Annotated in this window: 10 protein-coding genes; all 10 read left to right on the plus strand. The window is 52.1% G+C overall.

Annotated elements, in window-relative coordinates:
* On the plus strand, positions 1-486 hold the full coding sequence (locus LG219_RS02430; protein ID WP_226762952.1) for a FixH family protein: 486 nt from the start codon (positions 1-3) through the stop codon (positions 484-486).
* 78 nt (positions 487-564) lie between these two features.
* Entirely contained in the window at positions 565-3963 is a 3399-nt protein-coding gene (gene mfd, locus LG219_RS02435) for a transcription-repair coupling factor (RefSeq protein WP_226762953.1), read from the plus strand.
* A gap of 71 nt (positions 3964-4034) precedes the next feature.
* Positions 4035-8123, plus strand: a complete 4089-nt coding sequence (locus tag LG219_RS02440; protein WP_226762954.1) for a DEAD/DEAH box helicase — start codon at positions 4035-4037, stop codon at positions 8121-8123.
* Between the two features lie 2 nt (positions 8124-8125).
* Positions 8126-8584, plus strand: coding sequence for a GNAT family N-acetyltransferase (locus LG219_RS02445; protein ID WP_226762955.1), 459 nt, complete (start codon positions 8126-8128; stop codon positions 8582-8584).
* 16 nt (positions 8585-8600) lie between these two features.
* A complete protein-coding gene (locus tag LG219_RS02450; protein WP_226762956.1) occupies positions 8601-9332 on the plus strand; it encodes a UPF0149 family protein in 732 nt (243 codons plus the stop codon).
* Between the two features lie 3 nt (positions 9333-9335).
* Positions 9336-10358, plus strand: a complete 1023-nt coding sequence (locus tag LG219_RS02455) for an FUSC family protein (protein WP_226762957.1) — start codon at positions 9336-9338, stop codon at positions 10356-10358.
* Positions 10358-11197 carry a phosphoserine phosphatase SerB gene (gene serB / locus LG219_RS02460; protein WP_226762958.1) on the plus strand — a complete coding sequence of 280 codons (840 nt, stop codon included), beginning with the start codon at positions 10358-10360 and terminating at the stop codon, positions 11195-11197. The genes LG219_RS02455 and serB overlap by 1 nt, the downstream gene beginning before the upstream one ends.
* A 304-nt stretch (positions 11198-11501) precedes the next feature.
* Positions 11502-11750, plus strand: a complete 249-nt coding sequence (locus LG219_RS02465) for a BufA1 family periplasmic bufferin-type metallophore (protein ID WP_226762959.1) — start codon at positions 11502-11504, stop codon at positions 11748-11750.
* Between the two features lie 70 nt (positions 11751-11820).
* On the plus strand, positions 11821-12651 hold the full coding sequence (bufB, locus tag LG219_RS02470) for an MNIO family bufferin maturase (RefSeq protein WP_226762960.1): 831 nt from the start codon (positions 11821-11823) through the stop codon (positions 12649-12651).
* Positions 12648-13370, plus strand: coding sequence for an HvfC/BufC N-terminal domain-containing protein (locus LG219_RS02475; protein ID WP_226762961.1), 723 nt, complete (start codon positions 12648-12650; stop codon positions 13368-13370). The genes bufB and LG219_RS02475 overlap by 4 nt, the downstream gene beginning before the upstream one ends.
* Positions 13371-13427: the final 57 nt, after the last annotated feature.

The following is a 13427-nucleotide window of genomic DNA, read 5'->3' on the forward strand; positions in this document are numbered from 1 at the left end:
ATGACTGAAGAACAAAAACCTTGGTACAAACATCCGCATGTTTGGCTATTAATCACTTTTCCAGTGCTGGCCATTATGGGCGGTTTTCATATGCTGTATTTGGTTTCAACCTCGACCGACAGCTTGGTCAGCGACAATTATTATAAAGAAGGCAATCAAGTCAACCAACGCCTAGAGCAAGATCAAGCGGCCGTGGCCAAAGGCATTACCGCGCAAATTTTACTCGGCGACAATCAAAAAACCGTCCGCATTATTTTGAATCGCAATGATTTAGGCCCCATCAAGCTCAAAATCATTCACCCTACGCTGAGCGGACGCGATCAAGAAGTGCCGCTAAGCTCTAACGACGGCATTATTTACAACGGCGAATTTGCACATCCGGTTGCGGCCAATCGCTGGTACGCCGAACTATCGGACATGAAAAACACTTGGAGCTTACGCAAAGAATGGGCTTCACAGATTTCGGCGGCATTAACACTGCCGTAATCTGCAAGTTTGCCGTATTGAGGGCGCGCTGCGGCTGGTATAATCTAGGATTGTCTAGCTAGAGCGCGTTCTTACACTATGTCGCAATTGCCTCAACTGCCTCGCGCCAATGAGCGCCTCAAACTCGCACAACCCCACGGCTCTGCCGATGCCATGCTCTTGGCCGACTACGCCCACGTCGCGCGCCCCTTAGTGATTTTAACGGCCAATGCACAAGAAGCCGGCCGACTCAAAGACGAGCTCAGCTTCTTTTTGCCAGAAAAAACCGTCTTGCAGCTACCCGACTGGGAAACGCTGCCTTACGATCATTTCTCCCCCCATTCCGACCTGATTAGCGAGCGGCTCGCCACGCTATGGCAAGCAAGGCAAAACGCCATTGACGTACTCATCGTGCCGCTACAAACGGCGATGGGCGTGTTACCGCCGGTTGAATTTTTAACCGCAACGACTTTTTTCATCAAAAAAGGCGATGCGTTTGACGCCGATCAGTTGCGCGCCGACATGGCTTTTGCCGGCTACAACCACGTTACCCAAGTGTATGGCCCCGGTGAGTTTTCGATTCGCGGCGGTTTAATTGATTTATTTCCTATGGGCAGCACGCTGCCGTTTCGAATTGATTTATTCGACAATGAAATCGAATCGATTCGCACTTTTGACGTTGACACCCAGCGTAGCCTCTATCCCGTTCCAGAAATTCGTTTACTCCCCGCCCGCGAATTCCCCACTGACGAGCAAGGCCGCAAAACATTCCGCCAAAACTTTCGCGAGGCGTTTGAAGGCGACCCCTCTAAAGCGCGGCTTTACAAAGACATCTCAAACGGTGTCATTCCTGCCGGCATCGAATATTACTTACCGCTGTTTTTTGAACACACCGCCACCGTGTTTGACTACCTGCCTAAAGACAGTGTATTGGTCTTGCACGGTGCATTAATGGGCGCTGCAGAGCAATACTGGCAAGATATTGCTGAACGCCACAAGCTCAGCTATGGCGATAAAGATCGCCCACTTCTAGCGCCACGTACGCTATTTGTCGCGCCGGATCTGTTATTTGGCCATATTAAAAACTATCGCCGGATTGAACTGGGCGATGGCGAAACCAGCCTTACCCAACCGCTACCGGCGCTCGATGTGGATCGACGCAACGACAATCCAATCCGCCGACTGAACGATTTTGTTGACCACTATCCGGGCAAAATTGTGCTGAGCGCCGAAAGCCTAGGTCGGCGCGAGACCATGCTGCAGTTTTTTGCTGAATACGGCTTTAAACCCACCTTGGTTGACAACTGGCAAGCCGCTTTAGACAGCAAAGCGCACGCGATTTTGCTCGCCTCACCGCTGTTTCGTGGTTTTGAATGGCGCAGTGAATCCATCGCCATCATCACCGAGGCCGATCTCTATCCATCCGTGATCCAAAGTCGCGGCAAAAAACAACAAAAACGCAGCAATACCGACGCCATGCTGCGCGATTTGTCCGAACTCAAAATCGGCGATCCGGTCGTCCATGAAGCGCACGGTATTGGCCGCTATATGGGCCTCACGTCGATGGACTTGGGTGACGGGCCGACCGAGTTGCTGCTCATTGAATACACCGGCAATGACAAACTGTATGTGCCGGTCAGCCAATTGCATGTGATTTCCCGTTATTCGGGCGGCGCATCCGATACCGCGCCGATGCATAAACTCGGCTCAGGATCATGGGAAAAAACCAAACGCAAAGCGGCTGAACAAGTGCGCGATACGGCGGCTGAACTCCTCAATCTGTACGCGCGCCGCGCGCTACGCGAAGGCCATGCGTTTGAATGGAGTCCGCACGATTACGAAGCATTTGCCGCCGGTTTTGGCTTTGAAGAAACCCCTGATCAAGCTGGCGCGATTGAAGCGGTTTTGGTCGACATGCGCGTCAAGCAACCGATGGATCGCTTGGTGTGTGGCGATGTCGGCTTTGGCAAAACCGAAGTGGCGCTACGCGCCGCTTTTGCTGCGGTGGCCGGTGGTAAGCAAGTTGCCGTTTTAGTCCCAACCACCCTCTTGGCCGAGCAACACTTTCAAACCTTTGTTGATCGTTTTTCGGATTGGCCGATTAAAGTCGCCGAGCTATCTCGCTTTCGCTCAGGCAAAGAAACCGCAGCGGCGATTGCCGGTCTGGCCGATGGCAGTGTCGACATCGTCATTGGCACGCACAAATTGGTGCAGCCTGACGTGGTATTTAAACAGTTGGGCTTAGTGATCATCGACGAAGAGCATCGTTTTGGCGTCAGACAAAAAGAGCAACTCAAAGCGCTACGCGCCAATGTCGACGTACTCACCCTGACCGCTACGCCGATTCCGCGCACCCTGGCGATGAGCTTAGAAGGCTTGCGTGATTTTTCGGTGATTGCCACCGCGCCCAATAAACGCCTCGCGGTTAAAACCTTTGTGTCTAAGTTTTCTGACGGCATTATTCGTGAAGCCGTGCTGCGCGAACTCAAGCGCGGCGGCCAAGTGTTTTTCTTACACAATGAAGTCGACACCATTGAAAACATGCGCGAAAAACTCGCCGCACTATTGCCCGAAGCGCGCATCGGCGTAGCGCATGGCCAAATGCGTGGCCGCGAGCTAGAACACGTGATGCGCGATTTTACCCAGCAGCGTTTTAACCTCTTGCTGTGCTCAACCATTATCGAAAACGGCATCGACATTCCAAACGCCAATACGATTTTGATGAATCGCGCCGATAAATTTGGCTTGGCGCAACTACACCAAATGCGTGGCCGTGTTGGCCGATCACACCATCAAGCGTATGCCTATTTGCTGATTCCTGATGTGGAAAGCATTAGCAGCGACGCCAAAAAACGCCTTGAAGCGATTCAAATGATGGAAGAACTCGGCTCTGGCTTTTATCTGGCGATGCACGATTTAGAAATTCGCGGCGCGGGTGAAGTGCTGGGCGATTCGCAATCGGGTGAAATGCATGAAATTGGCTTTGCGCTGTATTCGCAAATGCTCAAAGAAGCGGTAAAAGCGCTCAAAGCTGGTAAAGAGCCTGATTTGTCGCAACCGCTGGGCGTCACCACCGAAATCAATCTGCATTCGCCCGCACTACTGCCGGAAGACTATTGCCCCGATGTGAACGAGCGTTTGTCGCTCTACAAACGCTTGGCAAGTAGCGATGAAAAAGACGAGCTCAATGACATCCACCAAGAACTGGTGGATCGCTTTGGCTTACTGCCTGACGCAGCCAAAGTGCTGCTCGACTGCCATCGCTTGCGTATGCTCGCCAAGCCACTGGGCATTAGCAAAATTGATGCCGCAGATACCGCGATCATTATTCATTTCACGCAGAACACGGTCGTCGAGCCGATGAAAATCATCAAACTGATTCAAAACAAAAAGAACTACAAACTGCAAGGGCAAGACAAGTTGCGCATTGAAGGCGATTGGCCGACCAGCACCTTACGCACCACCCGAATTATCGAACTGATTCGCGAGCTGGTGTAACTCCCGCGGCATGGCTTGGCCCTTGCCGCATCGCGCCTCACTCCTCATTCATACAATAGATAGGTATTGCCTTGGCTCTTTTGAAGAATAAATCACTCAGCGATATACCCCCACAAGATCTGCCTTTTTTATATGCCTTTGCCGTGTATGGCAAAGGGCTGGGGCAAACTCGGATCATTGAGTTACTCAAACGGCTGTCCTTAATTACGCCATTTGAGCCAGCGATTGCACTGGATATTCCATCGGTCAAAGCCACCTTGGGGCGTTTACTGATCAGCCAATGGATTAAAAACGATGTCGTCGGTTTTGAGCTCAACGAAGGTTTGCAATGGCCGCTATTGGCGCAACTCAACGAGCGTGAAAATCTACTCGATTGGGTGAGTACCGCAGCACAAACCAAACCCGTGGTGCAATATTGGGAAAGCACGTCCCGACAAAGTTATGCCACGCTGTGCGTTTTTTCGGCGTTGATGGGCGACGAATCGCTACTGACTAGCGATTTAGAAGCATTTAGCACCAGCGGCATGTCGTTAGCCGCGCTCGAGCAGCATCCGGTGCATTTTTTCTTTAGCCACCCACTGGGCGTGCGCCACTTTGCCACGCTCAGCGTCGAAGTTCAGGCCTTGCTGCTGGTGAATTTCTTGTATTTTGCCAGCAATTTATTAGCCCCAGCCAAAGCGCAATACGATTACGCACTCAATCATTGCGCCGTCCTGAAAGGGGTGCTGCCCAATTTTGTGTCGGTGCTGGCGTGGCAAGCGCATTTACGCGGTGATCAAGACGCTTTTGCCCATCTGGCAAGCTTACTTAACCCCAATATCTTATCCGAAGCGGACACGGCCAACCGCCTCAGTCGCGGCGATTTTGCCAGCGCGATTCATCGTTTTGGCCTGCTGATCGAGCAAATAAAAAAACACAGCAATAAGCGCAAGGTCGGCATTACTGGCATCAATGGCCTGCTTTACAGCTTGGCCTTAATCGCCGAGCGCAGCGAAGACGACTTAAAGCGCTTGGTGGTGCAATTTGAAGTCGGTAAAAAAGACAAACTCAATAGCTTGTATGACGAGCATATTGACTGGATTTATTACCTCGCCACAGGCTTGGCCTGCCACAGCAATGCCGTGCAACCCGTCACCGCCAGTTATGGCTTTACGGGGCTAATTGAGTTGCTGATTTTGTATTGGCGCGACTATCCATTTGATGCCAATTGGCGCACCCAGTGCGAAAAACTACACCACGCATGGCAAGAATACGAATGGGTAACGCAAGAACTAGACGTATTTATGGCGCGCGCTTTTAGTGATGATTTACTGCAACCGAATTGGCATGCCGATCGTCAACTCACCGCTTGGGTGGATTTATTACCACGCGAAGCGGCTTGGTCGCGGGCGCTGACGGCGTTAAGCCAGCTCAATACCAAACCCAATGAAGTCACGACCAGCCATATTCGGCTGGCTTGGCTCGTTAACGCACAATACGGCGGCATTACGCTAGAGCCCAGAGAGCAAAAACTCAGCGCCAAAGGTGTCTGGAGTAAAGGCCGCGCCGTGGCACTCAAACGCCTAGCGATTGGCAACGACCCCGCCTTGGCTTATTTAAGCGAACAAGATCAGCGTATCGTGAAGTATGCGCGTCCAGAGCACAACTACTATGGCGAATCGGGCTATACCCTCGATCATGAGTCGGCACTGTTCGAGCTAATCGGCCACCCGCAAGTATATTGGGCCGATGCGCCTGATGTGCGCATTGATATTGCGGAAGGCGAAATTGCGCTGCAACTCAAAGAAAGCAAAGGCCAGATTTCACTCAAGCTCAAACCCAAAATCACTGCTGGCGACGACGTTGTTTGGCAAAAAGAAACGCCAACCCGCCTGATGGTGTACCGCATCAAGCCCGACATCCGCCAAATCGCCGGCATTATTGGCAGCGGCTTATTGGTACCCGCCCAAGCCAAACCGCAGCTGGTTGGTGCGATCACCGCCATTGCACCGCATATCGCGATTCATTCAGACCTGCCTGAGCTGGCGGCGCACATCAATGCGATACCGGGCAACACGCTGCTGTACGCGCATTTATTGCCACTGAACGAAGGCTTACGTTTGCAGTTTTTGGTGCGTCCGATTCTCGAAGGCAGCTGGTTCACCCCCGGCAAAGGCGCGGCCAATATTTTGGGCGAGCAAGACGGTAAAACCGTGCAAGTTGAGCGCGATTTAAAACAAGAAAAAGCCAATCTCAATCAAGTCCTCAACCATTGCACCGCCTTGGCCAACGCCGAATCCGACGGGCAAGAATGGCAAATGGATGCGCCCGATGATTGCCTCGAACTATTAATGCAATTGCGCCGACTACCCGCTGAGCAAATCGAGCTAGTTTGGCCCGAAGGCGAGCGCTTTCGCCTTAAAGCCACCAAATCGCTGGCCAATATGAAACTCGGCCTTAAGCAGCAAGGCGATTGGTTTGTCGTGAATGGCGAGGTCAAACTCGACGATGGCAAAGTGTTGCAATTGCGCCAATTGCTTGAGTTACTTGACGCTTCACCCGGTCGCTTTTTAAAGCTGGGTGACAACGATTATCTGGCGCTGACTGACTCCTTTAGAAAACGCCTCGAAGAGCTCTACGCGGTCGCGGAGCCCAGCGGCAAAGACGGTTTCAAGGTCAACCTACTGGCCAGCAATGCACTGCTTGAACTGAGCCAAGAAGTGGGCGAGCTCGAAGCCGATGCCGCGTGGCGCAATCACATCGCCAAGCTCGAACAACTGGCGCAGCACCAGCCCAAAGTGCCATCCACCTTGCAAGCAACACTGCGCGACTATCAACAAGACGGCTTTCAATGGCTGTCGCGCTTAGCGCATTGGGGCGTTGGCGCTTGCTTGGCCGACGATATGGGCTTGGGCAAAACCGTACAAACCTTGGCCTTAATGCTCGAGCGTGCACCGCAAGGCCCGTGTTTAGTCGTCGCACCGACGTCGGTGGCTCTGAACTGGGAAGCCGAAAGCTGCAAATTTGCCCCGACGCTGAAGATTCAAGCGTATGGACAAAACCGCAAGCTTGAGGCGCTGGGCGCATTTGACGTCATCATCACCAGCTATGGCTTATTGCAACAAGATGCCGAGCAATTTGCCGCCGTGCATTGGCATACGGTGGTGCTCGATGAAGCGCAAGCGATTAAAAACGCCACCACCAAACGCAGCCAAGCGGCCATGGCGCTGCAAGCCGATTTTAAAATGATCGCCACCGGCACGCCGATGGAAAATCATTTGGGTGAATTGTGGAATCTATTTCGCTTTATCAATCCAGCGCTACTGGGCTCCAAAGAGAAATTCACCGCCAAATACGCCAACCCAATTGAAGGCGGAGATAAAGCGGCCAAACAGGCGCTCAAAAAACTCATTCAGCCGTTTATGCTACGCCGAACCAAAACCCAAGTGCTGGCCGAGCTACCCTCACGCACCGAAATCACGCTGCGCGTGCCACTCAGCAGTGACGAGCAGCATTTATACGAAGCGCTACGCCAGCAGGCGGTAGAACGACTCGATAGCATTGATGAAGCGGCCAAAAAACCAATGCAAGTGTTAGCCGAAATCACCAAATTACGCCGCTTTTGCTGCAATCCTAAGCTGGTGATGAAAGACAGCCAACTCATTGGCAGCAAGCTGACTGCGTTTGCGGAAGTCACTACCGAACTACTGGAAAACAAACATAAAGCACTGGTGTTTAGCCAGTTTGTCGATCATTTAGCGATTGTGCGTGAATGGCTAGACCAACAAGGCATTGCCTACCAATATCTGGATGGCAGCACGCCACCGAAAAAACGGCTTGAAGCGGTCAATGCCTTTCAAGCCGGTGAAGGCGACATCTTTTTGATCAGCCTAAAAGCCGGTGGCTCAGGACTCAATTTAACCGCCGCCGACTACGTGATTCACCTTGATCCTTGGTGGAATCCGGCGGTAGAAGACCAAGCGTCAGACCGGGCGCATCGTATGGGACAACAACGCCCAGTGACCATTTATCGCCTGGTTGCGGAGGGCACGATTGAAGAGCAAATCGTCGCGCTGCATCACAATAAACGCGACTTGGCCGATAGCCTGCTTGAAGGCGGCGACAGCAGTGGCAAACTCGGCGCTGATGCCTTGTTGCAACTGCTTAAATCGGCGGTATAACGATGCAAAACTATGACTTTCGGCCAGCCGAGCAAAATGACGCAAAAGCCATTCACGCCCTTATCGTGCAATCGATCACGCAACTGGGGGTATTAGATCATCAGCATTGCGCGCAAACGCTCAGCGACTTATGCCTTGCCGTTAATGCTGACGATATTGCCGAATCGATTGCCGATGGCGATACCGTTTGGCTCGCGGTACAACAGCACGTGCTCTGCGGCGTTGCGGTGATGGATAGGCATGGCGAAATCTTGCATTTTTATGTCTCGCCACTGCATAGCGGGCAAAATTTAGGCCGCGCTTTACTCGCGGCAGTCCAATTGAGCGCCCGCGAGCAAGGCTTAAGCCATATAATGCTGGCTACAACGCACAGCGCCCGTGGCTTTTTTCGTGGGCAGGGTTTTATCCCGACGCGCCCTGACTTTGCTGAGTGGTTAGAAAAACCACTTCAGCAGCACTAAATCAATGGAAATCAGTATGAGCAAACTCCTTAGCGACGCACAACTTGAGCAACTCGACAGCTTTTTAATGTCACCGCGCACGCCAGCCGAAACCATGGACATCGAAATGCTCGATGGCTTTTTGGTGGCGCTGGCCGTTGGCCCAGAAGAAGTGCCGGAAGATGAATGGCTACCCGCGATTTTTGCTGGCACCCCACCGGAATTTGACGATCACGCAGAAGCCGAACAGATTTTCGGCCTGATTCGCCAACACGCAGCCAGCATTAAAGCGGCGTTTTCAGTTAATCGCCGTGACAATCCCGGTGAAAACCCACTGTATGTGCCGGTGATTTTGTCGGACGAAGATCAAGACGAGCAATGGCAAGAAACCTCTGGCGTGTATTGGGCCTCAGGGTTTTATGCTGGGATTGAAGCGCGCGGTGAAGCGTGGGATGTACTGCTGGAAGCCAATGAAGAACTCGATACCGCCGTCGAAAACATTCTGGCACTGGCGGCCAGCGCGGGCGACGAAGCCGACACCAGCCCAAGTGATGAAGTCGGTGCCGAGCCGATCAAGCTCCTCACCACCAAAGAGCGTGCCGATCGTGTTGCCGAGTTGCCTTGGCATGTTGAAGACATTATGTACTTTGTGCTGGAAGAAAAATTTGGCCATGTTGAGCAAGTCAAACGCGACGAACCTAAAGTCGGCCGCAATGATCCTTGCCCTTGCGGTTCAGGCAAGAAATTCAAAAAGTGTCACGGTGCATAATTAATGCCCAAGTGGCTCACGCTACTTCGCCCTAATCGTGGGCCATTCCCCCTTTCGCGCATGCTGTTGGGGGTAATGGTTTTTGCTATTTTGATGGGCTGGCAGGTTTACCACGATCACAACCAAGCCGCGGGCATGATGGGCTTTGCCATTTTGGCCACGCTCATGCTCGACATTGGCGGCACGCGCAGAAAACGCCTCGAAAGCATGGTGCTTGGCAATATCCTGATGCTGCTGACCGCCAGCATTAGCCTGAGCATTAATCACAATATATTGATTTGGCTGGGCGGAATTTTACTTTTAATGACCTTAATCGGCGCGAGTTTATCCGCCGGTTTTGCTCTGGATTTATTACTGCGGCTATTGGCGTCAGCCTACTTGATTGGCTACCCCGGCACGTTTGTGTCGAGCGCCATTTTGCCGTATTACCTGATTGCGGCGGCAATGACGATTGCGCTCAGTGTGAGCTTTGCGCCCAGAATGAACAACCCCATCGGTTTACAAATCCAGCCGCATTGGCGTAGCGACTACCAGCAACTGCGCAAAGGCCAATTTGCTGGGGCCACCTTTGGCATTTTGTTGGCCATTGCCTGTGCGTTTAGTTTTTTTGCTGCCCGTTATCTCAACCTCACAGCGCCCAATGTGGCCGCCATTTGCACTGTGGTGGTGTTTCGCCCCGAGCCCGACCGAACCTATCCAACGATCTGGCTACGCTTTGTCGGCGTTTTGCTCGCCTCGGCCGTGGCGTGGCTGTTTGTGTTTCAAATCAATTCCAGTGTCGAACTGGTTATTTTAGCCGCGCTATCGGGCGCGCTGATTCCGGTGGCCTTTGCCAATGGCTTAATGTATGTCGCAGCGATAATTACTTTTATTGTGTATCTGATTTTGGCGCTACTGGGGATTCATGGCCATGCCGCCGAAATTTCAGCCGAAAATCGGATTTATGAAACCGTCTTAGGCGCCAGCATCGCAGGGGTTTTTGCGATGATTTTCCATAGTTTAAAACCAGTAATAGGAAAGCAATAATGTACCGCTTAGTCATACAAGCGCCCGAATTGGCCACCCAAAACCTAAAACAACTGGCCCGTCTTTCGGGCGCGCACACCATTGAAGCGATTAACCAGCAGGCGTTTAAACTGCACGGCGCTGAAATCGAGAATCTCGAGTCGGTCGCTGATTTTTGTGAATCCAATCAGTTTGACTTTGCCTTTATCCCAGAAGACCTGAGCGTAAAAGACATCGGTTTAGTGGTGATGGACATGGACTCCACGCTGATCACCATCGAATGCATCGACGAAATCGCCGATATGATCGGCATCAAAGCGCAAGTGGCTGCGATTACTGCAGCCGCCATGCGCGGCGAGCTCGATTTTAACGCCAGCCTCACGCAGCGCGTGGCCTTATTGGCGGGGCTCGACGAATCGGCGCTAGAGCGTGTTTACACTGAGCGTTTGCAACTGATGGCCGGCGCAGAAAAAATGCTCGCTGGTTTTCAAGCGGCAGGAGCGAAAACCCTGTTGATTTCGGGTGGGTTTACTTTTTTCACCGAGAAACTCCAAGCCCGCCTTGGCTTGACGCGCACCATCGCCAATGAGCTGGAAATCGAAAACGGCAAACTGACTGGCCGCATTGTTGGCGACATCGTCAATGCCGAAACAAAACGCGACGAATTGATCGCTATGCGCGATGAACTCGGTTTACGCCACGAGCAAGTGGTGGCGATGGGCGATGGCGCGAATGACTTGCTGATGCTGCACGCCGCTGGTTTTGGCGTCGCCTGCCATGCCAAACCCAAGGTGCAAGCACAAGCGCCGTATAAAATTAATTACGCTGGGCTGGATGGCGTCTTAAACTATTTCAACTAATTTTCGTTAACAACTTACAGCCAAATACGTTCAAGCCAACAAAAAAACACCGTTCAAATGCTAGCTTGCATCTGAACGATGTTTATTCCCCGCAATAAATTCAATCTACTGTATTGGTATATTGCCACAAGCCAACACATAAATAGTCTCTAGCAATATACCCATACCAATCACTACGGAAATAAAAAAACATTCATTTTTTTCTCTTACTGGTGTAATAACAAAGCAGTCGCTACGACTACCATTGTGTCGATACCGACAGACGCGATTTTTCTTACTTGATTCAATCCGCTGGAGAATGAAAATGAACAATAAATCAATCTTACTCGCCTCAGCCATGGTGGCCGTCTTAGCCGCCGCCGCACAACCGGCTTTAGCCGCCGATGCCGCCAAAGAAAAATGCTTTGGCGTGGCTAAAGCCGGCGCGAATGACTGCGCCAGTAACGGCCACGCTTGCGCCGGTCAAGCCAGTGCCAGCATGGATCCCAAAGAATGGAAATACGTCGCCAAAGGCACTTGCACCGAAATGAAAGGCATGCTCAAACCCATGTAAACCGCACGGCGGCAGGCCAGAAACAGCTTCTCCCTGCCGCACTCTCCCTGCTCACGCTAAGTAGATAAAGATGCTCACTTCACTGCCGCTTTGTGCCGGCCTAGGGCTTAGAAGCCCGCATATCCAAGCCGTGATTCAAGATCAGCCCCCCGTCGCTTGGTGGGAAGTACACAGTGAGAATTATTTTGGTGGCGGCGCACCCATTGCGGCACTTGAAAAAATCCGCGCCAATTACCCCATCAGCTTACACGGCGTCGCCATGGGCTTAGGTAACCCGGCACTAGACACATTGCATCTAAAACAGCTAAAGACACTGGTCGATCGCATCGAACCGGCAGCGGTGTCCGAGCATTTAGCGTGGAATCGGCTCAATCACCGCGCTTACGCCGACTTATTGCCCGTGCCGCGCCTTGAGGGCGTGATTGAGCAACTCAGTGAGCGAATTCACGTCGTGCAAGATTATTTACAGCGGCCCATCTTGATCGAAAACGTTTCCAGCTATATCCAATTTGCAGATGAAATGTATCTCGAAAGTGAAGTTCTGGCGCAACTGGTGGCGCAAACCGGTTGTGGGCTGATTCTGGATGTCAACAATCTCATCGTCAGTCAGATCAATCTGGGCATTGACCCTTATCTTGAACTGGCGCACCTGCCACTGGCATCAGTAGGAGAAATTCACATCGCCGGTTTTGAGCTGTTTGATGGTGTTGCCATCGATACCCATGGCGCAGCGCCAACCCCTGCGGTGTGGCAATTGCTCGACATTGTTATCCAGCAAACCGGGCCGATCCCAGTGCTGCTTGAACGCGACAATCATATTCCGGCGCTCAATGACTTGATGCTGGACTACCAACACTTAAATACGCATTGCACCGCGATTTGGCAAGGCGCAACGCCATGAACTACCTACACGCCCTCACCGAATTTGCCCGCGCCATTGACGAGCCTAACAGCACGAACACGGCTATTAGTCCGGCCACCCAAGCCAATATGACGGTGTATCGCAACAATATCCGGCTCAATCGCGCCAATGCGCTCAAACTGGCCTACCCCACGGTGCTGGCTTTATTGGGCGAAGAATTTTTTATGGCGATGGCCGATGTGTATACCCACAGCACCGCCAGCACATCGGCCAATTTGCATCAAGAAGGACATTTGCTGGCTGAATTTATTGCCCAATTTGTGCCGACACAAGCCTACCCTTATTTAAGTGACGTGGCGCAATTAGACTGGGCGATGCATCAAGCGCACTACGCCGACGATCACGTGGGAGTTAGCGCGGCGACCTTGGCCGAACAGCTTCAATCGCTGGCACAGCTTAAATTGCTGCTGCATCCCGCGCTGCAGCTCATTGAATCTAAATGGCCGATTGCCAGCCTATTTGCCATGCACCACGGCGGCGAAAAACCACAAGATTTATATCACAGCGAAAGTGTTTTGGTTTGGCGCGATCAATACCAAATCATTGACGCGGCACAAGCTGCATTTTTTCTCGCGCTGATGCAGCAGCTCACTTTCGAAGATGCATTATTGGCTGGGGCCGCTGTCAATGAGGGATTTGATCCCGCAAGCAGTCTCTCTTTATTGCTAGAGCAGCAACTCATCATTGCTTTGGCTTAGTTTGTTGCTGTTGGTTTTACCCGCTGCGGGATCGACTTTGATGGCCAACAAACGTCA

Origin of the sequence: Deefgea salmonis (genome assembly GCF_020531905.1) — a bacterium.
GTDB lineage: Bacteria > Pseudomonadota > Gammaproteobacteria > Burkholderiales > Chitinibacteraceae > Deefgea > Deefgea salmonis.